The organism is Streptomyces sp. NPDC004327, from assembly GCF_042873935.1.
Taxonomy (GTDB): domain Bacteria; phylum Actinomycetota; class Actinomycetes; order Streptomycetales; family Streptomycetaceae; genus Streptomyces.
The window spans coordinates 79232-101757 of sequence record NZ_JBIAME010000003.1 but is presented as its reverse complement, the minus strand read 5'-3'; the positions used below and the strand labels follow the sequence as shown (position 1 = coordinate 101757).

Sequence of the window (22526 nt, the reverse complement as noted above, 5' to 3'; positions counted from 1 at the left end):
CGCCCCGGCCGCGATGTCACGAAGCCCGCCCCGCCGGCCGTCCCATGCGTGAACCCCGGCACCGAGCCGGGCGCACGAGGGAGTCGGAAAGATGCGGACCATCACCATCGTCGGCGGCGGTTTCGCCGGGCTCACCGCGGCCGTCACCGCGGCCGAGGCGGGCGCCCGGGTCACCCTGCACGAGTCGCACCACACCCTCGGCGGCCGGGCGCGCACGGCCGAGGGCCCGTACCTGACCAACGAGGGCCCGCACGCGATCTACAGCGGCGGCCCGCACTGGACGTGGCTCAAGCAGCGCGGGCTGCTCGGCCCGCTCGCGCCGCTGCCGCCGCTCGAAGCCGCCCGGCTCCGCTTCGTCCACAAGGGCGCGCTGCGCCGCATCCCGCCGCGCGGCTTCCTGCGCCAGTCCTTCCGCAAGGCCGGGCAGGCGCCGGTGGACGTCGACTTCCGCACCTGGGCGACCGGGCTCGCCGGGCCGGTGGCGGCGGAGGCGGCGGCCGCGTACAGCGGGGTGGCGCTCTTCCACCACGACCCGGGCGCGCTGTCGGCCCGTTTCGTGCAGGAGCGGCTGCACCGGGCCACGTCGCTGCCGGCCGAGGCGCACTACGTGAAGGGCGGCTGGGGCCGGCTGATCGACCGGATGACGGCGCGGGCAGTGGAGCTCGGGGTGCGGATCGAGACCTCGTCGCGCGTCGACGGCCTGGCCGACCTGCCGCGGGGCGAGGGCCCGGTGATCGTGGCGACGTCCCTGGCGGCCGCCGCCCGGCTGCTCGGCGACTCGTCGCTGACCTGGGACTCCGGCCGTACGGTCCTGTTCGACCTGGCGCTGCGCGCGCGCAGGGGCGACCCGTTCGTGGTCTCGGACCTGGACGCGCCCGGCTGGGTGGAACGCTTCACCGCCCAGGACCCGTCCCTCGCCCCGGCCGGCGAGCAGCTGATCCAGGCGCAGCTGCCGATCGGCCCCGGCGCGTCGAAGGCGGACGGCGTGGCGCACGCGGAGCGGCTGCTCGACCTGGGCTTCGCGGGCTGGCGCGAGCGCACGGTGTGGCGGCGCGAGGCGGTCTCCCAGGGCCGTACGGGCGCGGTCGACCGCCCCGGCACGACCTGGCGCGACCGCCCGGCGATCGACCGGGGCGACGGCGTGTACCTGGCGGGCGACGAGGTGGCGGCGCCGGGCGTGCTGTCGGAGGTGTCGTTCGCGAGCGCGGTGGAGGCGGTGTCGCTGGCGCTGCGGAACGCGCGTCTGCGGGAGGAACTCAGGGGGCGGCTTGACCTCAAGCGCGCTTGAGGTTGAAAGCTGTCGGCATCAGCGCCTCACACCTCACGATGCACGTTCCATGGACTCAGGGGAGCAGCCATGCACGCCATCCGCCTCCACGCCTTCGGCCCGGCCGAGAACCTCACCTTCGAGGAGGTCCCCGACCCCGTACCGGGCCCCGGCCAGGTACGCGTCAAGGTGACGGCCGCCGGCGTCCACCTCCTCGACACCGTCCTGCGCGAGGGCGAGCCGGGCCCGTACCCGGTCGCCGTCGAACTGCCCACCGTGCCCGGCCGCGAGGTCGCCGGCACCGTGGACGCGATCGGCGAGGGCACCGACCCGTCCTGGCTGGGCCGCCGCGTCGTCGCCCACCTCGGCATGGCACCCGGCGGCTACGCCGAACTCGCCGTCACCGACGCCGCCCGGCTGCACGCCCTGCCCGACCACCTCGGCGAGGCGGAGGCCGTCGCCATGATCGGCACGGGCCGCACGACGCTCGGCATCCTGCAGTTCACCGCGCTCGGCCCGGACTCGGTCGCGATCGTCCCGGCGGCGGCGGGCGGCATCGGCACGCTGCTCGTGCAGTACGCGAAGAACGCGGGAGCGGTGGTGATCGGCCTGGCCGGCGGGCCGGAGAAGGTGGCGCGGGTACGCGAGAACGGGGCGGACCTGGCGGTCGACTACCGGGCCCCGGGCTGGGCCGACGAGGTCCGCGCGTACCTGGGCGACCGCCGCGCCACCGTCGTCTTCGACTCCGTCGGCGGCGACACCGGCCGGGCCGCCGTGGACCTGCTCGGCAAGGGCGGCGAGCACATCGTCTTCGGCTGGTCCGGCGGCGAGGCACTGACCTTCACCGACGAGGAGCTGGCCGCCCGCGGCATCACCTCGCAGTCCGTCCTCGGACCCGTCATGCTCCAGAAGGCCGGCGGCGACATCCGCACCCTCGAACTCGCCGCCCTCGCAGCGGCGACGAACGGCACCCTCCGCCCGGCCGTCCAGCCCTACCCCCTGCGCGAGGCGGCCAGCGCCCACCGCGCCCTGGAAACCCGGGGCACGATGGGCAAGGTCGTCCTGGTCCCCTAGAACCCGGGGCCTCAGACCCCGAGCACGTCCCAGGAGTGCCCCTTGAACTCCTTCAGGAAGTCGGGGTGGTCCTCCCACATCCGGGCGATGGAGCGCAGCACGTCCCAGTTGTGCTCCAACGCCTGGTCCACCACCTGCCGCAACTCCGGCGCCGACTCCCGCTTCTCCACCAGCCCGTTCACCGCCGAAGCCGCCTGCACCGTGTACCGCAACGCGCGCAGCGCCCGCGACGTGTCGTCCATCCCGAACCCGTGATCGCTCCCGTTCTCGGGATCGAACAGGGGCGTGAGCCGCGCCTCGACGAATGCGGTGATCCGCTCGAACCGCTGCTGAATCTCGTTCTCCATGCCCAATTCCTACACCCCGGCCCGGCCGAGCTCGGCCAGCGCCCCGTCCGTCAGCCGGTACACCGTCCACTCGTCCTGCGGCCGCGCGCCCAGGGACTCGTAGAAGTCGATAGAGGGCTGGTTCCAGTTGAGCACGGACCACTCGAGGCGCTCGTAGCCGCGCTCGACGCAGATGCGGGCGAGTTCGGTCAGGAGGGCCTTGCCGTGGCCGCCGCCGCGCAGGTCAGGGCGGACGTAGAGGTCTTCGAGGTAGATGCCGTGGACACCGCGCCAGGTGGAGAAGTTGAGGAACCAGAGGGCGAAGCCGGCCACTTCGCCGTCCTCGGTCTCGGCGATGAGGGCGTAGGCGGCGGGGCGGTCGCCGAAGAGGGCTTCGTGGAGCTGGGCGGGGGTGGCGCGGGCCTCGTCGAGGGCCTTCTCGTATTCCGCGAGGTCGCGGATCAGCTGGTGGATGACGGGGACGTCGGCAGGCGTGGCGGTACGGATCATGGAGACAGGGTGCACCGGGTCGGGCCGGGCGGGCCAGCAGTGTCCGGGCGGTGGACCCAGATCGACGGAAACCGTCACCCCGGGTCTTCTCGTCCGCCCACCCGGCGCCCCTCCGGCCCACCGGCAACGGCCTCCCGCCGCGACGAAATCCGCACCCGCCCGCCCGAAGAGCCCCCCGCGCCGCCCACCACCCCGTATCCCCCTCCCCCGCCCCCCGGCTAACCTCCCGCCAACACACCAGGGAGAGCAGCATGAGCAGCACGACGACGGTCAACGGCGGCATATCGTTCTGGTACGCGCAGGAGGGCGTCCCCGCCCCGCGCGAGCCGCTGCCCGGCGACTCCACCGCCGACGTCTGCATCGTCGGCGGCGGCTACACCGGCCTGTGGACCGCCTACTACCTCAAGAAGGCCGTCCCGTTCCTGAACATCACCGTCCTCGAAGCCGCGTTCTGCGGTTACGGGGCCTCCGGCCGCAACGGCGGCTGGCTGTACAACGGCATCGCCGGCCGCGACCGCTACGCGCGACTGCACGGCCGCGACGCCGCCGTACGCCTCCAGGAGGCCATGAACGACACCGTCACCGAGGTCGTCGACGTCTGCGCCGCCGAGGGCATCGACGCCGACGTGCACCGCGGCGGCGTCCTCGAAGTCGCCCACTCGCCCGCGCAGCTCGCCCGGCTCCGGGAGTTCCACGACGCCGAGGTCGCGTTCGGCGAGAAGGAGCGCGAGCTGTACGGCGCGCGCGAGACCGCCGAGCGGATCCGCATCACGGGGGCCGTCGGCTCCAGCTGGACCCCGCACGGCGCCCGGCTCCACCCGGTGAAGCTGGTCAAGGGCCTCGCCGCGGCCGTCGAGGCGCTCGGCGTGACCATCCACGAGTCCACGCCGGTCACCGAGATCCGCCCGAAGCACGCCGTCACCCCGTACGGCACGGTCCGCGCGCCGTACGTGATCCGCTGCACCGAGGGCTTCACCGCCTCCCTCGCCGGGCAGCGCCGCACCTGGCTGCCCATGAACTCCTCGATGATCGCCACCGAACCGCTCACCGACGCCCAGTGGGAGTCCATCGGCTGGAACGGCCTGGAGACCCTCGGCGACATGGCGCACGCCTACATGTACGCCCAGCGCACCGCCGACGGCCGCATCGCGCTCGGCGGCCGCGGCGTCCCGTACCGCTTCGGCTCCCGGACCGACAACGACGGCCGGACGCAGCCGCAGACCGTCGAAGCGCTCCGCGAGATCCTGATCCGCTTCTTCCCGCAGCTCGCCGGCGTCGGCATCGCCCACGCCTGGTCCGGCGTCCTCGGCGTGCCCCGCGACTGGTGCGCCACCGTCACCCTCGACCGCTCCACCGGCCTCGGCTGGGCGGGCGGCTACGTGGGTTCCGGCGTCGCCACGACGAACCTGGCCGCCCGCACCCTGCGCGACCTCGTCCAGCAGGACTCCGGCCAGGGCGGGTCCACCGAACTGACCGAACTGCCCTGGGTGAACCACCGGGTGCGCAAGTGGGAGCCGGAGCCGCTGCGCTGGCTCGGCGTGCAGACGATGTACGCGGCCTTCCGCGCCGCCGACCGCCGCGAGACCACCGCCCGCACGGCGGCCACCGACCGGATCGCCGTCATCGCCAACCGCCTCAGCGGCCGCTGAGGCAGGGAGAGGCAGAGGCACGGGGACCGGGCGAAGAGACGGCGGAGAGACGGCGGGGAGACGAGGGGCGGGGGCACGGCGGCACGCGGGAGACGGCGGCGCCGTGCACGGGGCACAGCGCCACGGCGGCACAGCCGGGGGCGCGTGCCCCCGGCACCTCCGGCCGCGCCCTCCGCACTTCCGGACGTGCCCCCGGCACCTCCAGCCCTGCCCCCGCCCTACTCCACCTCGATCCCGAAGTCCCCCACCAGCTCCTCCAGCCCGCCCCGATACCCCTTCCCGCCCAGCACGAAGTCCCAGTCCCCGCTCGCCCGCCGCCGGAACGAGCCGAGCACCAGCGCCGTCTCGCCCGGCCGCCCGTCCGACACCTCCAGGCGGTCCAGCTCCGCCCCCGCGTCGTCGCGCAGCACGATCCCCGCGTCGGCGAAGCCCGCCAGATCGGCGTCCGGGTTCACCTCCGGGTCGATCGCCGCCACGAGCACCAGCCGGTCCGCGTGCGCCGGCAGCGCGTCGAAGCCGACGCGTACCGCCGCCTTGTCCCCGGGCGGCGCCGTCACCATCGCCACCGAACCGTCCGGCGTCGCCTGGTTGTTGAAGAAGACGAACCACTCGTCGGCGAGCACCCGGCTCCCCGCGCACACCAGGGCGCACACGTCGAGCGCCACCGACCCCGTCCAGACCATGCCGAGCAGGTTGAAGCCCTCGTCCGCCTCGGCCGGCGCCCGTACCGGCTCGACCGGGGTCGGCGCCGGCTCGCCCGTGCCGAGGCGCCCCCGCAGCCCGTGCCGGTGCAGCAGCTCCACCAGCTCGGGGCCCGAGATCAGCGTCAGCGGCTTGCCGTTGGCGAAGGTGTACGAGCCGGGGCCGAAGCCCGAGGTCGTGACGAGCACGCCCTTGTTCGCCCCGGCGCCCTGCACCGTCCCGAACAGGTCCCGCACCGCGCTCGGCGGCACCGTGTTCCGGTAGCGCTTGACCTGCACGAGGATCGAACCGCCGCTGATCGGGTCCGGGTCGAGCGCCTCCACGTCCACGCCGCCGTCGTTGGAGCGCCGCGTCGTCACCGCCTGCAGGCCGCGCGCCCGGAACAGCTCGGCCACCAGGCCCTCGAAGGCGATCGGGTCCATCGCGAGCAGGTCCGGCTCGTCGCCGTCGCCCTGCGAGACGACACCCGAGCCGACCTGCTCGGGCAGCAGCAGCGGCTGCACCGCCACCCGCTCGTCGGGCTTCGCCGACAGCCGGCCCGCGAGCGCCCCGGTCAGGCACTCCAGCGGGCTGACCAGCTCCAGGTTCAGCTCGCCGAAGACCGGCCGCTCCGCCGCCACGGACGCCACGCACACCCGGCCCGCCACCCCCGTCGCCGGATCGACGCCGTCGACGAAGCCGTTGAGCGCCACCCGGTCGAGGACCCCGAAGCGGTCGGCGGCGAACAGCTCGCGCAGCGCGAGCAGCACGCTCTGCGCCAGCACCTCCCGGTACAGCGCCCGCCGCTGGGCCTGCGGCCGCGCGACCTCCTTCTCCTGGTCCGTGCTCGGCAGGTACTTGATCCCCTTGGCGGCCGGCACCACCTCGTACCCCGGCAGGTCCCAGTCCAGGACGAGACCGCGGGACCCCTGGTCGTACGCGGCCGAGACCTGGCGCGGGAAGCCGTCGGGCCAGGCCGTCGACGCGTACAGGACCGCCGAGAAGTACTCGACCACCGTGTCCGGCTCGCCCGCCCGCAGCGCCGTCTCGGTGCCCGCGATCCCGCTGTTGTGCGCCCGGATCTCCGCGAGCCGCAGCGCCGCCCACTCGTCGTACTGCCGCCGGTACGCCGCCAGTTGCTCCACCCGCCGGGCCTCCGCCGCCCGCGCCGCGTACCAGTCCCGCTCGAACGCGGCCCGGTCCTGGTAGAAGCGCTGGTCCGGCATCGGCACCGGCTCCGCGAGCGGGCCCGGCGCGAACGGCGCCACCTCCTCCGGCTGCCGCAGCGCCTCCACCGAGAGCGGCCGGCTCCGGCAGCCCGCGACCAGCAGGCCCTCCAAGGCCGCCACCCGCTCGTCCAGCTCCCGGGTACGGCGCAGCGCGTCCGCGTCCCGCTGCCGCCGGTACTCGGCCCGCTGCTCCCGCTGCATCCGCGCCACGTCGCGCTCGTGCGCGCGCTGCGCCCGCTCGGCGTCGCGCTGCTGCCGCAGCACCGCCTGCTGCCGCCCCTCCCGCTCGCGCTGCGCCAGCCGCTGCGCCTCGGCCCAGGTCCCGATCAGCCCATTCGAACGCCGGCTCATCCGCCGCATCCCTCCCCGGAGAAACCCTCGCATCCGCCCCGTAACGCACAAGTGTCCCGGACCCTGGAGGGTCCGGGACACCTGATCGCGTGATCGCGAAGAGCCGCCTGTCGGAATCGAACCGACGACCTCAAGATTACAAGTCAAGCGCTCTAGCCAACTGAGCTAAGGCGGCAGCGGAAGCAGTGTAACGAACACCCGCCCGCCCACGGTCGGAAATCTCACGACGCTCACCGCCCCCGACTGCTGACAGATCCGGCCCGGCGAGGTAGCGTCACCAGCGGTTCACCCAGGTGGACTAGACCTCAATCCTTCCTTTACTCGGATCGTCCGGCACGTTCCTGCCGGTGAAGGGACACATCACCATGGCTTCCGTCACCTACGACAAGGCGACCCTGGTCTACCCCGGCGCCGAAAAGCCCTCCGTCAACGAGCTGGAGATCGAGATCGCCGACGGCGAGTTCCTCGTCCTCGTCGGCCCCTCCGGCTGCGGCAAGTCGACCTCCCTGCGCATGCTGGCCGGCCTGGAGGACGTCACCTCCGGCGCCATCCGCATCGGCGACCGCGACGTCACGCACCTGCCGCCGAAGGACCGGGACATCGCCATGGTGTTCCAGAACTACGCGCTCTACCCGCACATGACCGTCGCCGACAACATGGGCTTCGCCCTGAAGATCGCCGGCGTCAACAAGAGCGAGATCCGCACCAAGGTCGAGGAGGCGGCGAAGATCCTCGACCTCACCGAGTACCTCGACCGCAAGCCGAAGGCGCTCTCCGGCGGTCAGCGCCAGCGCGTCGCCATGGGCCGCGCGATCGTGCGCGAGCCGCAGGTCTTCCTCATGGACGAGCCGCTGTCGAACCTCGACGCCAAGCTCCGCGTCTCCACCCGCACCCAGATCGCCTCGCTGCAGCGCCGCCTCGGCATCACCACGGTGTACGTGACGCACGACCAGACCGAGGCCCTCACCATGGGCGACCGGGTCGCCGTCCTCAAGGACGGTCTGCTCCAGCAGGTCGACACCCCGCGCACCATGTACGACCGGCCCGCCAACCTCTTCGTCGCCGGCTTCATCGGCTCCCCGGCCATGAACCTGATCGAGGTCCCGATCGTCGACGGCGGCGTGAAGTTCGGCGAGAGCGTCGTCCCGGTCTCCCGCGAGGCCGTCGCCGCCGCCTCCGCCAAGGGCGACCGCACCGTCACCGTCGGCGTCCGCCCCGAGCACTTCGACGTGCAGAGCGCCACGAGCAAGGACGGCCTCGCGGTCACCGTGAACGTCGTCGAGGAGCTCGGCTCCGACGGCTTCGTGTACGGCACCACCCGCGTCGACGGCGAGGACAAGGAGATCGTGGTCCGCGTCGGCGGCCGCGAGGTCCCGGCCAAGGGCTCCACGCTGCACGTCGTGCCGCGCTCGGCCGAGCTGCACGTCTTCTCCACCTCGACCGGCGAGCGCCTCTCCGACTGACGCGACTGACGCGACTGACGCGACCGGCGGCTCCGTACGGCCTCGCTCCCGCTTGCGGGGGCGGGGCCGTTGGCGTACAGGGGGATTCGACGGGCATGAAACCCCGACTCGGTGAAAACCCCGGCAGAACTGGGCATTCGGGCCCCGGCCCGACCCTCCGCGTCAACACGGGATTCGAAAAGCCGCCTCGAACCATCCCACGTGAGAGTGACTAAATGTCGCCATATCACTACCGGCCGCTACGCTCACACGCGTGACGCACACTGCCCGCCGAATCGGCCGCTCTCTCGCCCTCGTCCTGCCCGTCGTCCTGGTGCTCTCCGGAACGCTCGCGGTGTCCGCCGTTCCGTGGGCCGGCCAGGGCTCCGGGACCCAGATGCTCACCGCGTCGTCCACGGACGTCTCCACCCGGGCCAAGTCCCGTGCCCCGCAGGATATTCTGCGCGACCAGCTCCTCGCCGAGCTTCAGGAGAAGGACCCGGCCGTCGCCCTCACCCACCTCCAGCGCGAGGTGGAGAACCGGCCGTCGCTCGCCAGGCACTGCGTCTCGATCGCCCGTGCCCTCGGCGCCGCCGCCGTCGAGCGCTTCGGCCCGACGCGCGCCCAGTCCTACTCCCGCCCGGTCTGCGACACCGCCTTCGCGTACGGCGTCCTGCACGCGAGCTGAGCCGCGGGCCGATCCGCCATCCGCACCTCCGCGCATCCGGACATCCGAACGTGCGCACCTCCGGACCCGTCGGGCCGGCTGCGCCTATCGTTCCCGGTATGCACACCTCCCCGACGCAGGCCGTGGTCCTGGCGGGCGGCCAGGGCTCGCGGCTGCGCCCGTACACCGACGACCGCCCCAAGCCGATGGTCGAGATCCCGGGCACCGGGACCCCGATCATCGGCCATCAGCTTTCCTGGCTCGCCGCCGAGGGGGTCACGGACGCCGTCGTCTCCTGCGGCCACCTCGCCGAGGTGCTCCAGGAGTGGCTGGAGACCGCGCAGCTGCCGCTGAACGTCACGACGGTCGTCGAGTCCGAGCCGCTGGGCCGCGGCGGCGGCCTCAAGTACGCGGCCGCGCACCTGCCCGAGCCGGGCAAGCCCTGGTACGCCACCAACGGCGACATCTGGACGCGCTTCTCGCTGCGCGAGATGGCCGAGTTCCACACCGAGCGCGACGCCACCGCGACCCTCGCCCTCGCCCGCCCGCGCATCCCGTGGGGCGCCGTCGAGACCGACGCCTTCGGCCACATCACCGACTTCATCGAGGCGCCGCCGTCCCCGTACCTCATCAACGCGGGCGTGTACGTCTTCTCCCCGGCCTTCACCGGCCTCCTGCCGGAGCGCGGCGACCACGAGCGCACCACCTTCCCCCGGCTGGCCCGTGAGCGCCGCCTGGCGGGCTTCCCGCTGCCCCAGGGGGCGTACTGGCGGGCCATCGACACGGCGAAGGACCTGACGGAGGCGGCGAAGGAACTCGCCACGCAGCCGTAGGCCCGTCGAGGGCGTACGAGCGGCCCCGGGCTCTCGGCCTTTCGAGGGCGTAGGCGTACGAGCGGCCCAGGCCCGCCGAAGGCGAACGAGAAGCCCCACGCCCGTCGAAGGCCAACGAGCAGCCCAAGGCCCGTCGAAGGCGTACGACAAGGGCCCCGGGTGTCCGTCGACACCCGGGGCCCTTTCGCCGTGTCCGGACGGGTCCGGACGGGTCCTAACCCAGCAGGCCGCCGATCGGGTTCCGCGCCCCGCCCGACGACGAGCCGCCGCCGCCGCTCGACGAACCGCCACCGCCGCTGCCGCTGCCGCTCGTCGGCGTCCCGCTCGTACCGCCCGACGAGGAGTCGGTGGTGGAGGACGGCGCCGTCGTACGCGACTGGGTCGGCGTGCGGCTGCCGCCGCTGCTGGTCGTCGCGGACGGGGTGTGCCGCTCGGTGCGGGCCGTCTCGCGCGCCGACTCGGTCGGCTTCGACTCCGCCGTCTTCTCCTTCTCGCCGCTCGCGCCGGTCGTCGCCGAGGGCTTCGGGCTCGTGGACGCCTTGCGGGAGGCGCCGGTCGCGCCGGGCTCCTTCGGGAGCGGCTGGCCCGGCAGGTGGTTGATCGGGTCCTCGTCCGGTCCGGGCACGGTGACCATCGTCGTGGAGCGCACGGCTCCGCCGAGCATCGAGCCGACGAGCAGCGTGAGGCCGACGACGACCGCCGCGACGACCGTGCCGCGGCGCAGCACCCGGCGGCGCAGCTCCCACAGCTCGGAGCGCGGCCCGAGGGTGCGCCAGGCCTCGCCGGCCAGCCGGCCGTCGACCGAGTAGACCGGGGCGCCGGCGATGATCAGCGGCGACCAGGCGGCCAGGTAGATGATGTCCGCCGAGTCGTAGACCGGGACGGTCTTCCAGCTGACGGTGAGGATCAGCGCGGACGAGAGGAGCGCGCCGACCACGGCGGCGACCCGCTGCCACAGGCCGAGGACGGTGAGGACGCCGACGACGACCTGGAGGAAGGCGACGGTGAGGCCGGCGCCGACCGGGTGCTGGAGGGCGAAGTCGCGCAGCGGCTCGGCCAGCGGCCACGGGTGCAGCGAGTGCAGCCACTTGACCATCGAGCCGCGCTCGCCGCCGTCGAAGTAGACGGGGTCGCAGAGCTTGCCCATGCCGGCGTAGATGGAGATGAAGCCGAGGAAGACCCGCAGCGGCAGCAGCACCACGCCGAGGTTCATCCGGCGGCCCGGGTAGTACGCGTGCCGGACAGGGTCGCTGCCGTGCCGCTGGGCGGCCCGGGCGGCGGCCTGCGGGTCGTCCGGGTCACCGTGGCCGTAAGGGCCGGCGGGGGCGCCGGGCTCCATGTCGTACAGGTCGTCGTACGCCCCCTCGGCGCGCCGCATCGGCGGCAGCAGCGGGGCGGTGGGCGGCGCCTGGCGGCGCGGCACCACGGGGGTGGGCATGGTGTCGGTGACGCGCGGGATCGTCTGGGTGGTCGGCTCCAGCGTGGAGACCCCACCGCCGGACGACGCGCGCACGGCCTGGAGCAGACCGGTCGTGCCGGAGGCCGACTTGCCGGTCCATACGACGGGCCGGCGGCGGCCCGCAGCGGCACCGGCGCCCGCGGTGAGCCCGGCGGCTCCGGCGAGCGCGGCGATACGGGGATTCGCGGCGAACCTCGGCTGGTGGGCCGGCGCGAGCCGCACACGGAAGCTGGCGTGGTTCACGATCACCTGGGCGGGATCGGAATCCACCTTGACCATGCTCAGCGCGGGCTGATCGTCGAACCCCGGCCGGGGCGTTCTGGTGTCCACACTCATCTAACCGAGTGACGCGCGGTTAGGACACTGCCTTGACGGCCCCGGAATGTCCGAGGCCCGTCAAGATCACGGCCGGGGCCGTTCACCCTTCCGGGTCAGCGTGTGCACGGGCCCGAGTCGTCCGGACCCGCACACACCCGGGCGGGCTCAGCCCATGCGGCGGCGAGCCGCCTCGTACAGCACCACGCCCGCCGCGACACCGGCGTTCAGCGACTCGGCGCCACCCGGCATCGGGATGCGGACGAGGAAGTCGCAGGTCTCGCCGACCAGGCGGGACAGGCCCTTGCCCTCGGAGCCGACCACGATGACGACCGGGCCGGAGAGCGCCTCCAGCTCGTGCACCTCGGTGTCGCCGTCCGCCGACAGACCGACGACCGTGAGACCGGCCTTCTGGTACTGCTCCAGACAACGGGTCAGGTTGGTGGCCCGGGCGACCGGCGTACGGGCGGCGGTGCCGGCCGAGGTCTTCCAGGCACCGGCGGTCATGCCGGCCGCGCGCCGCTCGGGCACGACCACGCCGTGGCCGCCGAAGGCGGAGACGGAACGGACGACGGCGCCGAGGTTGCGCGGGTCGGTGACGCCGTCGAGGGCGACGATCAGCGGCTCCTCGTGGTCGTCGTAGGCCGCCTCGGCGAGGTCCTCGGGGTGCGCGTACTCGTACGGCGGGACCTGGAGCACGAGGCCCTGGTGGTTCAGGCCGTTCGTCATCCGGTCCAGCTCGGGGCGCGGCGCCTCCATGATGTTGATGTTGCCGCGGCCGGTGGCGAGATTCAGCGCCTCGCGCACGCGCTCGTCGTTGTCGATGAACTGCTGGACGTAGAGCGTGGTGGCGGGCACGCCGTCGCGCAGCGCCTCGAAGACCGGGTTGCGGCCGACGACCATCTCCGACTGGCCCTTGCCGCCGCGGCGGGCGATCGGCTTGCGCTTGGCCGCGTTCCGCGCCATCGCGTTGGAGACGCGGTACGCCTTGTGGCCCTTGCGGTTCTCGGCCTTGGGCGTCGGGCCCTTGCCTTCGAGGCCCTTGCGCCGCTGGCCACCGCTGCCGACCGTCGCGCCCTTCTTGTTGGACGTGCGTCGTCCCCTGCGCTGGCTGTTCCCGGCCATGACTACTACCTGTTTCCTCTGACTGCTGCGTACGAAGTCCGTATGTGAAGTGTGCCGCCCGGAGGCCCGGACGGCACACTCATCAGTTCTCTAGCGGTTGCCCAGCGTCCAGCGGGGCCCGTCGGGGCTGTCCTCGATGGCGAGGCCGGACTGGCCCAGCTGGTCGCGGATGGCGTCCGCGGTCGCCCAGTCCTTGCGCTCGCGCGCCGACTGGCGCTGGTCGAGCACGAGGCGGACGAGGGTGTCGACGACGCCGTGCAGCTCCTCGCCGCGGTCGGTCTCCTCGGCCCAGTGCGGGTCGAGCGGGTCCAGACCGAGGACGGCGAGCATGGCACGGACCTCGGCGAGGCGGGCGATCGCCTCGTCCTTGTCGTCGGCGGCGAGGGCGCTGTTGCCCTGGCGGACCGTGGTGTGGATGATCGCCAGCGCGTGCGGCACGCCGAGGTCGTCGTCCATGGCGTCGGCGAAGGCCGGCGGCACCTCGGCGGCGGGGGCGACGGGCGCCCCGGCCTTCTCGGTGGCGCGCTGCACGAAGCCCTCGATGCGGCCGAAGGCGGCCTCGGCCTCGCGCAGGGACTCCTCGCTGTACTCGATCATCGAGCGGTAGTGCGGGGTGCCCAGGTAGTAGCGCAGGACGATCGGACGCCAGTTCTTCACCATCTCGGAGACGAGGACGCTGTTGCCCAGCGACTTCGACATCTTCTCGCCGCTCATGGTGACCCAGGCGTTGTGCACCCAGTACTGGGCGAAGTCGTCGCCGAAGGCCTTGGCCTGCGCGATCTCGTTCTCGTGGTGCGGGAAGATCAGGTCGAGCCCGCCGCCGTGGACGTCGAAGGACGAGCCCAGGTACTTGTGGGCCATCGCCGAGCACTCCAGGTGCCAGCCCGGCCGGCCGCGGCCCCACGGCGTCTCCCAGTCGGGCTCGCCCGGCTTGGTCGCCTTCCACATCGCGAAGTCGCGCGGGTCGCGCTTGCCGGTGATGCCCTCCTCGGAGGGCTGGCGCAGGTCGTCGATGTCCTGGTTGGACAGCTCCAGGTAGCCCGGGAAGGAGCGCACGTCGAAGTAGACGCTGCCGTCGGCCTCGTAGGCGTGACCGCGCTCGATCAGGCCGCGCATCATCTCGACCATCTCGGTGACGTGGCCGGTGGCGCGCGGCTCGTAGGTGGGCGGCAGGCAACCGAGGGCCTGGTAGCCGTCGTTGAACGCGCGCTCGTTCTCGTAACCGATGGACCACCAGGGGCGGCCCTGTTCGGCGCCCTTCCTGATGATCTTGTCGTCGATGTCGGTGACGTTGCGGATGAACGTGACGTCGTAGCCGCGGTATTCGAACCAGCGGCGCATGATGTCGAAGTTCAGGCCCGAGCGGATGTGCCCGATGTGCGGGGCGGCCTGCACGGTCGCGCCACACAGGTAGATCGAGACGCAGCCCGGCTTGATCGGGGTGAAGTCACGGATCTGCCGGGCGCTGGTGTCGTACAGGCGAATGGTCACCACACCAGGGTAGTGGGCGGGGGGCAGTGCCCCGCGACCCCTTCGGGATCACGGGGCGCTTTTTTCCCGTCGTCCCGTGCTTCTAGCGCTGTACGGGATACACGAGCGCGGTCGCGAGCGCCGCCAGGCCCTCGGCGCGGCCGGTGAGGCCGAGGCCGTCGGTGGTGGTGCCGGAGACGGAGACGGGCGCGCCGGCCGCCTCGCTCAGCGCCTTCTGGGCCTCGTCGCGACGCTTGCCGATCTTGGGGCGGACGCCGATGACCTGGACGGCGATGTTGCCGATCTCGTAGCCCTCGGCGCGGACGATCCGGGCCGCCTCGGCGAGCAGCGTGACGCCGGCGGCGCCGGACCACTCGGGGCGGGAGGTGCCGAAGTGGGCGCCGAGGTCGCCGACGCCGGCGGCGGAGAAGAGCGCGTCGCAGGCGGCGTGGGCGGCGACGTCACCGTCGGAGTGCCCGGCGAGCCCGTACCCGTCGCTGTCGGGACCTTCCCAGAGCAGGCCGGCGCACCACAGTTCGCGGCCCTGCTCGAAGGCGTGCACGTCGGTGCCGATGCCGGTGCGCGGCATCAGCGGCTGGTCAGAAGCCATCGTTGGCCCTCCTGCGGGCGAGTACGGCCTCGGCGAGGACGAGGTCGAGGGGGCGGGTCACCTTGAAGGCCTCTTCGTGGCCGGGCACGACGACGACGGGCGCGCCGAGCTTCTCGACCATGCCGGCGTCGTCGGTGGCGCCCTCACCGGTGAGGGCGACGGTGGCGTGGGCGTTGACCAGCGTCTCGCGGTCGAAGCCCTGCGGGGTCTGTACGGCACGGAGCCGGGCCCGCGGCGGAGTGGCGACGACCTGCTCGGGGGCGCCCGGGCGCCCGGCCGGCTCGACCTCCTTGACGGTGTCGGCGACGGGCAGCGCGGGGACGACGGCGACGGCCCCGTCCCGTACCGCCTCGATCACGGCGTCGACGGTGTCGACCGGCACGAGCGGGCGGGCCGCGTCGTGGACGAGGACGGTGCCGATGTCGTCGGGCACGGCCTTCAGGCCGAGGTGGACGGACTCCTGGCGGGTGTCGCCGCCCGGCACGACCACGTAGTCGGTGCGCTCGGGCAGGGCGTGGGCGTCGAGGAGGTTCTTGACCTCGGTGGCGCCGTCGGCGGGGGCGACCACGACGACGAGCGAGACGGCGCGGGAGGCGGCCATCGCCCGGACGGCGTGGATCAGCATGGGGGTGCCGTTCAGCGCGCGGAGCGCCTTGGGGGCGCCCGGGCCGAGGCGCACGCCCCGGCCGGCCGCGGGAATCACCACGGCGGTTCGACTATGACGCGCTTGGTCTGTCATCGGTTGCACTCCGGCAGGTTTGTTTCCGCGGGCGACGTGGGTATGGCGTCAACAAGCTGGTGGCGACGCCTCGACCGGGCCCTTTCCGTGACGACGGTCGAGGCGTCGCCATGCGAGAGCCGCTGGGCTTGCAAGAGGTCTGCGGCTTGCAAGGGATCTGCAAGGGGATGGGAGAAAAAGAGAGACGAACATGCCGCGGTGCCCGGCGACGGCACTGTGGAATCGTGGGATTCACAGCACGTCGGCGGGCACCGCGGCATCGATGCTGGGCATGGCGTGTGCGCCAGGCGTCAGTCTGATTCAGGCGACCGGCGTCAGGACGCGAGCACCTCGTCGAGGAGTGCCTCGGCCTTGTCCTCGTTGGTGTTCTCCGCGAGGGCCAGCTCGCTCACCAGGATCTGGCGAGCCTTGGCGAGCATGCGCTTCTCACCGGCGGAGAGTCCGCGCTCGCGCTCACGACGCCACAGGTCGCGCACCACTTCGGCGACCTTGATGACATCGCCGGAGGCGAGCTTCTCCAGATTTGCCTTGTAGCGACGGGACCAGTTCGTCGGCTCCTCTGCGTACGGCGCGCGCAGCACCTCGAAGACCCGGTCCAGCCCATCCTGACCGACCACGTCGCGAACTCCGACGAACTCCGCGTTGTCCGCCGGCACACGCACCGTCAGGTCGCCCTGCGCGACCTTGAGCACCAAGTAGGTCTTGTCCACGCCTTTGATCTGGCGAGTTTCGATGGCCTCGATCAGCGCGGCCCCGTGATGGGGATAGACCACGGTGTCGCCAACCTTGAACGTCATGTGACAGGTACCCCTTCCGTGGCTATCCAGGGTAACACGGATACGGCTTCTTCTGAATGGCGTTTTCGCAGGTCAGGGCATATCTCAGGGCTTGACAACTGCGCGGCGAACGTGCTGCGGAGGGCTTCCGGAAGGCGGTATTCGCAGGTCGGAGCGGCTGCACGGACGCAGAGAAACACCCACGTTACAGGGTCCGAGACGGTTGCCAAGGGGGTTGGATGTCCCGGTTTGTCGGGTTCGGCGTGACCTCCTTCACGCACTCCGTTCGAGGATCGACCACTCGTACGGATGGATTCTCGAATTGATCACCGGAGACCGGGGCGGGGTTTCTCGAATGCCCCGGACGGAGGAATGCGCGAATTGATCACGGCGGATATGTGAACGGCAGGTGATTGGGCCGTGATCCGGCCATGACGGCGTGTTCTCGACGGTGGCCGGGAGTGATCGCGGGGCCCGCCCGCATGGTGGGTGCACGGAGAGGGGCGGGTCGGGTGCGGAGCGGAGAGGGCGGCTCGGTAACCTGACTCCGCTGACACACCTTTAGTCGTTCCTTAGCCTGTCCGTTCGTCCTAGGAGTTGCCGCCGCCGTGAGCCGCAGCCTTCGACGCGGCGCCCTCGCCGCCACCGCCGTCGTGATCTCGATCGCCGCCCTGTCCGCCTGTGGTGCGGGCAATGACGCACAGACGCTCCAGGTCCGCCCGGACAACGCCGCCGTCACGGCGGACAACGTCAAGATCCAGAACGCCCTCGTGATCACCCAGCCCGACCCGGGCGCGGTCGGCCCGGCGGTCGTCTCCGCCACCGTCTTCAACAACGGCCTGACGCGCCAGACCATCGACTCGATCACGCTGCCCGGCACCGTCGGCGTCGTGAAGCTCAAGGCGGCCCAGGGCGACGGCCCGATCGTGGTCCCCGCCAACGGCTCCGTCGTCATCGGCGGCCAGGGCAACGCGTCCGCGACGATCGAGGGCGGCCTGCGCGAGGCCCGCAACGGCGACGCGCAGAAGATCGTCTTCCGGCTGAGCAAGACCGGTGACGTGTCGCTGAGCGCCTTCGTCGTCCCGGCGCAGAGCTACTTCAAGGAGTACGGCCCGTCCGAGCTCCCGAAGCCCCCGGTGACCGCCCCGACGACGCCCGCCACGGGCACGGCGACGCCGACCGGCACCGCCACCCCCACCGGCCCCGCGACGCCGACCGGCACCGCCACGCCGACGGGCGGGGCGACGCACGCCGCCGGCCACTGAGCCTCGTACATACGTGAAGGGCGCCCCCTCCAGGAGGGGGCGCCCTTCACGTATGTCTCGCGCTTGAGGCGATGCGGCCTGGGGCCGCCGGACGGCTGACGGCCGCCAGACGGTTTACGGCTCGAACTTGTAGCCCAGACCGCGCACCGTCACCAGATACCGCGGCGCACCCGGGTCCGGCTCGAACCCCGGCCCTCCTGCGCCCCTCGCACTGCTCGGCCCCAGGGGGCCTCCCAGGCTTCGGGCCGCCGCGCCGGACTCCGTCCGGCGGCAGCGGGGCCGAGCGCCGCGCTCTACGGCTCGAACTTGTAGCCCAGACCGCGCACCGTCACCAGATACCGCGGCGCACCCGGGTCCGGCTCGATCTTCGCCCGGAGGCGCTTCACGTGGACGTCGAGGGTCTTGGTGTCGCCGACGTAGTCGGCGCCCCAGACGCGGTCGATGAGCTGCATGCGGGTCAGGACGCGGCCCGCGTTGCGGAGCAGCATCTCCAGGAGGTCGAACTCCTTGAGCGGGAGGTCGACCTTGCCGCCGCCGACGGTGACCACGTGGCGGTCGACGTCCATGCGGACCGGGCCGGCCTCCAGGGCGGCGGGCGTGACCTCCTCCGGCTCGCCGCGGCGGCGCAGGACCGCGCGGATGCGGGCGACCAGCTCCCGCGAGGAGAAGGGCTTCGTCACGTAGTCGTCGGCTCCTATCTCCAGGCCGACGACCTTGTCGATCTCGCTGTCCTTGGCGGTCACCATGATGACCGGCACGTTCGAGCGGCTGCGCAGCTGGCGGCACACCTCGGTACCGGGCAGACCCGGCAGCATGAGGTCGAGGAGGACGAGATCCGCTCCGTTGCGCTCGAACTCGTCGAGGCCGTCGGGCCCGGTCGCCGCCACGGCGACCTCGAAGCCCTCCTTGCGGAGCATGTACGACAGGGCGTCGCTGAAGGATTCCTCATCCTCGACGACAAGCACACGGGTCACGGAAGGACCTCCGGGGCGGGGAGTGGTTCGGTCATGATTTCGGGGGTGGGGGAAGCGGAGACGGAGTTGCCGCGGTGGGAACCGGCGGATCCGCCGGAGCCGGCCGCGCCGTGGACGCCGTCGGCGCCCTCGGCGTCGTCCGGATCGCCGGCGTCCGCCGAGCGACGGTTCCGCGCGGCACCCGCCTCCGGCAGCCGCAGGGTGAAGGTCGAGCCCTGGCCCTCGGTGCTCCAGACCGTGACCTCCCCGCCGTGCGAGGCGGCCACGTGCTTGACGATGGCGAGTCCGAGACCCGTACCGCCCGTGGCACGGGAGCGGGCCGGGTCGACCCGGTAGAAGCGCTCGAAGACCCGCTCGCGGTCCTTCTCCGAGATGCCGATGCCCTGGTCGGTCACGGCTATCTCGATCAGGTCGCCGCCGGGTGCCGTGATGCGGCGGGCGGCGATGCCGACGCGCGTGCGGGCCGGCGAGTAGTTCACCGCGTTCTCGACGAGGTTGCCGAGGGCGGCGGCGAGCTGGCCGCGGCTTCCCCACACGTGCAGGTCGGCCGTTCCCCCGGAGGCCATGGTGATCTGCTTGGTGGACGCGGTGTGCCGGGAGCGGTCGATCGCCTCGGCGACCAGTTCGTCCACCCGCACCGGCTCGGAGTCCTCCAGCGGATCGTCGTTCTGGACCCGGGAGAGGTCGATGAGTTCCTGTACGAGGTTGGTCAGGCGGGTCGCCTCGATCTGCATCCGGCCCGCGAAGCGGGTGACCGCCTCGGGGTCGTCTGACGCGTCCATGACCGCCTCGGAGAGCAGCGAGAGCGCGCCGACCGGGGTCTTCAGCTCATGGCTCACGTTGGCGACGAAGTCGCGTCGTACGGCCTCGATGCGGCGGGCCTCGGTGAGGTCCTCGACCAGCAGCAGCACGAGCCGCGACCCCAGGGGGGCGACTCTGGCGGATACCGCGAGGGCCTCGCCGCGACCGGTGCCGCGCCGGGGCAGATCCAGCTCGACCTGGCGTATCTCCCCGTCACGGCGGGTGTCGCGGGCCATGTTGAGCATGGGCTCCACGGCCAGCTTCCCGCCTCGGACCAGGCCGAGCGCGTACGCCGCCGAGCTGGCCTTCACCACGGAGTCGCTCTCGTCGAGGACGACCGCGGAGGAGCGCAGCACGGACAGCACGGTGTCGACCCCGGGCGGAAGCACGGCGTCGGTGTGCAGGGAGGTACGGGTGGGTCTCGCCTGGTCGCGCTCGCTCCAGCGGAACGCCAGCATGGCGATCACGCCGGTGCACACGCCGGCGATAGCGGCCAATGCGGCGACCGCCGCGTTCACGTCCATGGCATCCAGGTTATGCGGGTCGGCTGACACTCTCCCAGCCGTCCGAGTGGCTGCTCGAACACTCGTCGCTCAGAGTTCACCGAGGAGACGGGGCCGATTCACTTGCCCCGTCCGGTGCCCCGGGGTGCGTCGCCCAGAGTTCACCTGGAGGAAAGGACGGGTTTACGAGACCGGCCGGAGCAGTACGCGTACGGGCCGCACCGTGGGAGCGTGGGGGTCCGAGCACCACCCGGATCGCGGGCGCTGGCGCCCGGATCCAGGATCTTGGATTCAGGAGCTTGGATTCAGGAGCTTGGATCCAAAATCCAGGATCCACGGCCCAGACTGCTGGATACCGGATCTGGGATCCAGGATTCCGGCTCCCGGACCCCGGAGCATCGCGTAGAGAAGGGACACCCATGCGGGACGCGTACCACGAGGAACTTGACTCGATCGGCGAGGGCCTGGTCGAGATGGCCCGCCTGGTCGGGTCCGCGATCGGCCGGGCCACCACGGCCATGCTGGACGCCGACCTGAAGCTCGCGGAGAGCGTGATCGCCGCGGACCAGAAGGTCGACGACCTCCAGCACGACCTGGAGGCACGGGCGATAGCACTGCTCGCCCGGCAGCAGCCGGTGGCGACGGACCTGCGGATCGTGGTCACCTCGCTGCGGATGAGCGCCGACCTGGAGCGCTCCGGCGACCTGGCCCAGCACGTGGCCAAGCTCGCCCGACTGCGCTTCCCGGACCGCGCGGTGCCGAACGACCTGCACGCCACCGTCCTGCAGATGGGCCAGCTGGCGCAGCGCCTGATGGCGAAGGCGGCCGAGGTCGTCATCACCAAGGACGTCGACCTGGCGCTCCAGCTGGAGCAGGACGACGACGAGATGGACCTGCTCCACCGGACGCTCTTCCAGCACCTCATGGACGACCGCTGGAGCCACGGCATCGAGACGGCCGTGGACGTGACGCTGCTGGGCCGCTACTACGAGCGGTTCGCGGACCACGCGGTGTCGGTGGCGAAGCGCGTGGTGTACCTGGTGACGGGTGAGCACGCGGACGAGCTGCAGCCGGCGGAGTCGCCGGTCGAGGGCGCGTAACCCGAAGGCGCGCGACCGAAGGCGCGTAAGGCTTTCGGCCGAGACGGTCGCACATCTGTGCGCCGTCGATGCGCCGTGTGCGAGGGGCGGACCCGGGCATGCAATGGGTGGGGAGGCGAGGTACGCCTTCCCAGGGAGGGACCCCCGATGGCCGAATCCGCTCCGCTCACCGACCCCCAGCAGGACGCCCCGCGCGACCCGGAGTTCCTGACCGTCCTCGGCGCCTGCGGGTGCGGCTCGGGCTGCGGCTGCGGCTGCCAGTCCGGCGGGCCGTGCCAGTGCGGCGGCTGCAGCGGCTAGCCGCGTCCGAACGCTCCGAGCGCGGGCCCCGTTCCCGGTCTCCCGGGCGGGGCCCGCGCCGGTCACAGCGCCAGGACGCCGACGATCTGGTCGCCGGCGAGCTCGCCGGTCTCCCGGAAGCCGAGCCCCCGGTAGAACGCTCCGGGCCCGTCCTCCCCGGCGTGCCACGACACGTACATCTCGCGCGCCCCGCGCCGCCGCAGCTCCTCGCCGACGGCGCCGACGGCGTACCGCCCGTACCCCTTGCCCTGGTGCCCGGCCCCGATGTTCAGCCGCCACAGGCCGCTGCGCCGGTCGTCCGGGTCCTTGTCGGCGTCCCACTGGATGTCGACGAACGCCATCAGGAACCCGACCACCTCACCCCCGTCCCCGTCCCCGTCGACGATCAGCCGGGGCCAGGCCGTGTCCCCGTACGCGTACGCCTCGGCGAGCGAGCGGACGACGGGCGCGACGTGGTGTTCCTGGTGCGGGTGGACGCGCAGGGCGAGGGCGGCGTCGACGTTGTCCGGGGTGACGGGTTCAAGACGGGGAGTGGTCATGGTGTGAGACTAGGCGAGCGCGATGATCTTGCCGTACGTGCGTGCGAACGGGGCGCCGTGCGGACACGGCACCCCGGTGGTTCAGCGGTGGTTCAGCGGAGGATCAGCGGCGGATCACGGCCGCTCGGCGAGGAAGACGACCGAGCGGAGCGTCAGACGGTCGGTGGCGGGACGGCCGTGCGGGCGCAGGGTCCAGGAGTCGCCGGAGCAGTCGGGCCCGGTGAAGACGAGCGCGAAGTCACTGGTGTCGTTGTGCGGGGCGAAGGCCGGCTCGGAGGCGTTCGGGTCGGCGACCTCGGGGAGCGTGATGCACTCGTCGCTCGCCGGGTCGTGCAGGGTGACGGCGACGGGCTCGCCGTTCAGGCCGACCACCTTGTAGTGGAAGTCGCCGGTGGCGGCGTGGGCGGGGGCGGCCATGACGGCCGTGAGGGCGAGGGCGCCGCAAGCGGCGGCCAGGGTGTGCCGAAGGCGCACGGAAGGTCTCTTTCGTCGGCGTGGGGAAAGACCGAGGTCATCGGTCC

The 22526-nt window shown here is 72.4% G+C and carries 22 protein-coding genes and 1 tRNA gene; 9 read left to right on the top strand and 14 right to left on the bottom strand.

The genetic code is table 11. The annotated features are described in order from the left end of the window. Positions 1–91: 91 nt before the first annotated feature. Together ACFYU9_RS10925 and ACFYU9_RS10920 are read left to right on the top strand one after the other, a co-directional pair. Positions 92–1288 (top strand): FAD-dependent oxidoreductase, encoded by a 1197-nt coding sequence (locus ACFYU9_RS10925; RefSeq protein ID WP_389344236.1) that lies wholly within the window; start codon positions 92–94, stop codon positions 1286–1288. Between the two features lie 69 nt (positions 1289–1357). Next, positions 1358–2341, top strand: a complete 984-nt coding sequence (locus ACFYU9_RS10920) for a zinc-binding dehydrogenase (protein WP_389205165.1) — start codon at positions 1358–1360, stop codon at positions 2339–2341. An 11-nt stretch (positions 2342–2352) separates the two neighbouring features. Here ACFYU9_RS10920 and ACFYU9_RS10915 read toward each other — a convergent pair whose 3' ends face one another. Together ACFYU9_RS10915 and ACFYU9_RS10910 are read right to left on the bottom strand one after the other, a co-directional pair. Next, complete coding sequence (locus ACFYU9_RS10915) at positions 2353–2688, bottom strand: hypothetical protein (RefSeq protein ID WP_389205166.1); 336 nt, start codon at positions 2686–2688, stop codon at positions 2353–2355. A 9-nt stretch (positions 2689–2697) separates the two neighbouring features. Beyond that, a complete protein-coding gene (locus tag ACFYU9_RS10910) occupies positions 2698–3177 on the bottom strand; it encodes a GNAT family N-acetyltransferase (RefSeq protein ID WP_389344234.1) in 480 nt (159 codons plus the stop codon). Positions 3178–3428: 251 nt separating this feature from the next. Here ACFYU9_RS10910 and ACFYU9_RS10905 point away from each other — a divergent pair, with 251 nt between their 5' ends. After that, complete coding sequence (locus tag ACFYU9_RS10905; RefSeq protein ID WP_389344232.1) at positions 3429–4826, top strand: NAD(P)/FAD-dependent oxidoreductase; 1398 nt, start codon at positions 3429–3431, stop codon at positions 4824–4826. Between the two features lie 218 nt (positions 4827–5044). Here the strand turns inward: ACFYU9_RS10905 and ACFYU9_RS10900 are convergent, their stop codons facing one another. Then, positions 5045–7087, bottom strand: a complete 2043-nt coding sequence (locus ACFYU9_RS10900) for a restriction endonuclease (protein WP_389344230.1) — start codon at positions 7085–7087, stop codon at positions 5045–5047. Positions 7088–7188: 101 nt separating this feature from the next. After that, positions 7189–7262 (bottom strand) — tRNA-Thr (locus ACFYU9_RS10895). Positions 7263–7452: 190 nt separating this feature from the next. On the opposite strand from ACFYU9_RS10895, the gene ACFYU9_RS10890 reads away from it, so the two are divergent. The 3 genes from ACFYU9_RS10890 to ACFYU9_RS10880 all read left to right on the top strand — a co-directional run bounded on the left by ACFYU9_RS10890 (position 7453) and on the right by ACFYU9_RS10880 (position 10029). Beyond that, entirely contained in the window at positions 7453–8550 is a 1098-nt protein-coding gene (locus ACFYU9_RS10890; RefSeq protein ID WP_389205170.1) for an ABC transporter ATP-binding protein, read from the top strand. 253 nt (positions 8551–8803) lie between these two features. Then, positions 8804–9217, top strand: coding sequence for a hypothetical protein (locus tag ACFYU9_RS10885; RefSeq protein WP_389205171.1), 414 nt, complete (start codon positions 8804–8806; stop codon positions 9215–9217). A gap of 98 nt (positions 9218–9315) precedes the next feature. Further along, positions 9316–10029 (top strand): NDP-sugar synthase, encoded by a 714-nt coding sequence (locus tag ACFYU9_RS10880; protein WP_389205172.1) that lies wholly within the window; start codon positions 9316–9318, stop codon positions 10027–10029. Between the two features lie 214 nt (positions 10030–10243). On the opposite strand, the gene ACFYU9_RS10875 is transcribed toward ACFYU9_RS10880, so the two are convergent. The 6 genes from ACFYU9_RS10875 to ACFYU9_RS10850 all read right to left on the bottom strand — a co-directional run bounded on the left by ACFYU9_RS10875 (position 10244) and on the right by ACFYU9_RS10850 (position 16544). After that, positions 10244–11824, bottom strand: a complete 1581-nt coding sequence (locus tag ACFYU9_RS10875) for a DoxX family membrane protein (protein WP_389205173.1) — start codon at positions 11822–11824, stop codon at positions 10244–10246. Between the two features lie 147 nt (positions 11825–11971). Further along, on the bottom strand, positions 11972–12928 hold the full coding sequence (gene rlmB, locus ACFYU9_RS10870) for a 23S rRNA (guanosine(2251)-2'-O)-methyltransferase RlmB (protein ID WP_389205174.1): 957 nt from the start codon (positions 12926–12928) through the stop codon (positions 11972–11974). Between the two features lie 90 nt (positions 12929–13018). Next, positions 13019–14419, bottom strand: coding sequence for a cysteine--tRNA ligase (gene cysS, locus ACFYU9_RS10865; RefSeq protein ID WP_389344228.1), 1401 nt, complete (start codon positions 14417–14419; stop codon positions 13019–13021). Positions 14420–14501: 82 nt separating this feature from the next. After that, on the bottom strand, positions 14502–15008 hold the full coding sequence (gene ispF, locus ACFYU9_RS10860) for a 2-C-methyl-D-erythritol 2,4-cyclodiphosphate synthase (protein WP_389205176.1): 507 nt from the start codon (positions 15006–15008) through the stop codon (positions 14502–14504). Next, on the bottom strand, positions 14998–15747 hold the full coding sequence (gene ispD / locus ACFYU9_RS10855; RefSeq protein ID WP_389205177.1) for a 2-C-methyl-D-erythritol 4-phosphate cytidylyltransferase: 750 nt from the start codon (positions 15745–15747) through the stop codon (positions 14998–15000). Before ispD ends, ispF begins: the two co-directional genes overlap by 11 nt. 314 nt (positions 15748–16061) lie before the next feature. Continuing rightward, positions 16062–16544, bottom strand: coding sequence for a CarD family transcriptional regulator (locus ACFYU9_RS10850; protein WP_003953493.1), 483 nt, complete (start codon positions 16542–16544; stop codon positions 16062–16064). A gap of 587 nt (positions 16545–17131) precedes the next feature. Here ACFYU9_RS10850 and ACFYU9_RS10845 point away from each other — a divergent pair. Beyond that, entirely contained in the window at positions 17132–17788 is a 657-nt protein-coding gene (locus tag ACFYU9_RS10845) for a DUF461 domain-containing protein (protein WP_389205178.1), read from the top strand. A 293-nt stretch (positions 17789–18081) separates the two neighbouring features. On the opposite strand, the gene ACFYU9_RS10840 is transcribed toward ACFYU9_RS10845, so the two are convergent. Both ACFYU9_RS10840 and ACFYU9_RS10835 read right to left on the bottom strand, forming a co-directional pair. After that, positions 18082–18762 carry a response regulator transcription factor gene (locus tag ACFYU9_RS10840; RefSeq protein WP_116159717.1) on the bottom strand — a complete coding sequence of 227 codons (681 nt, stop codon included), beginning with the start codon at positions 18760–18762 and terminating at the stop codon, positions 18082–18084. Beyond that, a complete protein-coding gene (locus tag ACFYU9_RS10835; RefSeq protein ID WP_389205179.1) occupies positions 18759–20087 on the bottom strand; it encodes a sensor histidine kinase in 1329 nt (442 codons plus the stop codon). The genes ACFYU9_RS10840 and ACFYU9_RS10835 overlap by 4 nt, the downstream gene beginning before the upstream one ends. 398 nt (positions 20088–20485) lie before the next feature. Here ACFYU9_RS10835 and phoU point away from each other — a divergent pair, with 398 nt between their 5' ends. After that, the gene (gene phoU, locus ACFYU9_RS10830; protein WP_389205180.1) at positions 20486–21166 is read left to right on the top strand and encodes a phosphate signaling complex protein PhoU; all 681 of its coding nucleotides are present in this window, start codon (positions 20486–20488) and stop codon (positions 21164–21166) included. A gap of 147 nt (positions 21167–21313) precedes the next feature. Continuing rightward, complete coding sequence (locus tag ACFYU9_RS10825; protein ID WP_389205181.1) at positions 21314–21466, top strand: hypothetical protein; 153 nt, start codon at positions 21314–21316, stop codon at positions 21464–21466. A gap of 62 nt (positions 21467–21528) precedes the next feature. Here the strand turns inward: ACFYU9_RS10825 and ACFYU9_RS10820 are convergent, their stop codons facing one another. Next, complete coding sequence (locus tag ACFYU9_RS10820) at positions 21529–22005, bottom strand: GNAT family N-acetyltransferase (protein WP_389344226.1); 477 nt, start codon at positions 22003–22005, stop codon at positions 21529–21531. Positions 22006–22119: 114 nt separating this feature from the next. Next, positions 22120–22479, bottom strand: coding sequence for a hypothetical protein (locus ACFYU9_RS10815; RefSeq protein ID WP_389205183.1), 360 nt, complete (start codon positions 22477–22479; stop codon positions 22120–22122). Positions 22480–22526: the final 47 nt, after the last annotated feature.

Coding starts and splice junctions, on each gene's coding strand:
- ACFYU9_RS10925 (WP_389344236.1), top strand. CDS start 92: ATGCGGACCATCACCATCGTCGGCGGCGGTTTCGCCGGGCTCACCGCG.
- ACFYU9_RS10920 (WP_389205165.1), top strand. CDS start 1,358: ATGCACGCCATCCGCCTCCACGCCTTCGGCCCGGCCGAGAACCTCACC.
- ACFYU9_RS10915 (WP_389205166.1), bottom strand. CDS start 2,688: ATGGAGAACGAGATTCAGCAGCGGTTCGAGCGGATCACCGCATTCGTC.
- ACFYU9_RS10910 (WP_389344234.1), bottom strand. CDS start 3,177: ATGATCCGTACCGCCACGCCTGCCGACGTCCCCGTCATCCACCAGCTG.
- ACFYU9_RS10905 (WP_389344232.1), top strand. CDS start 3,429: ATGAGCAGCACGACGACGGTCAACGGCGGCATATCGTTCTGGTACGCG.
- ACFYU9_RS10900 (WP_389344230.1), bottom strand. CDS start 7,087: ATGAGCCGGCGTTCGAATGGGCTGATCGGGACCTGGGCCGAGGCGCAG.
- ACFYU9_RS10890 (WP_389205170.1), top strand. CDS start 7,453: ATGGCTTCCGTCACCTACGACAAGGCGACCCTGGTCTACCCCGGCGCC.
- ACFYU9_RS10880 (WP_389205172.1), top strand. CDS start 9,316: ATGCACACCTCCCCGACGCAGGCCGTGGTCCTGGCGGGCGGCCAGGGC.
- ACFYU9_RS10875 (WP_389205173.1), bottom strand. CDS start 11,824: ATGAGTGTGGACACCAGAACGCCCCGGCCGGGGTTCGACGATCAGCCC.
- rlmB (WP_389205174.1), bottom strand. CDS start 12,928: ATGGCCGGGAACAGCCAGCGCAGGGGACGACGCACGTCCAACAAGAAG.
- ispF (WP_389205176.1), bottom strand. CDS start 15,008: ATGGCTTCTGACCAGCCGCTGATGCCGCGCACCGGCATCGGCACCGAC.
- ispD (WP_389205177.1), bottom strand. CDS start 15,747: ATGACAGACCAAGCGCGTCATAGTCGAACCGCCGTGGTGATTCCCGCG.
- ACFYU9_RS10850 (WP_003953493.1), bottom strand. CDS start 16,544: ATGACGTTCAAGGTTGGCGACACCGTGGTCTATCCCCATCACGGGGCC.
- ACFYU9_RS10835 (WP_389205179.1), bottom strand. CDS start 20,087: ATGGACGTGAACGCGGCGGTCGCCGCATTGGCCGCTATCGCCGGCGTG.
- phoU (WP_389205180.1), top strand. CDS start 20,486: ATGCGGGACGCGTACCACGAGGAACTTGACTCGATCGGCGAGGGCCTG.
- ACFYU9_RS10825 (WP_389205181.1), top strand. CDS start 21,314: ATGGCCGAATCCGCTCCGCTCACCGACCCCCAGCAGGACGCCCCGCGC.
- ACFYU9_RS10820 (WP_389344226.1), bottom strand. CDS start 22,005: ATGACCACTCCCCGTCTTGAACCCGTCACCCCGGACAACGTCGACGCC.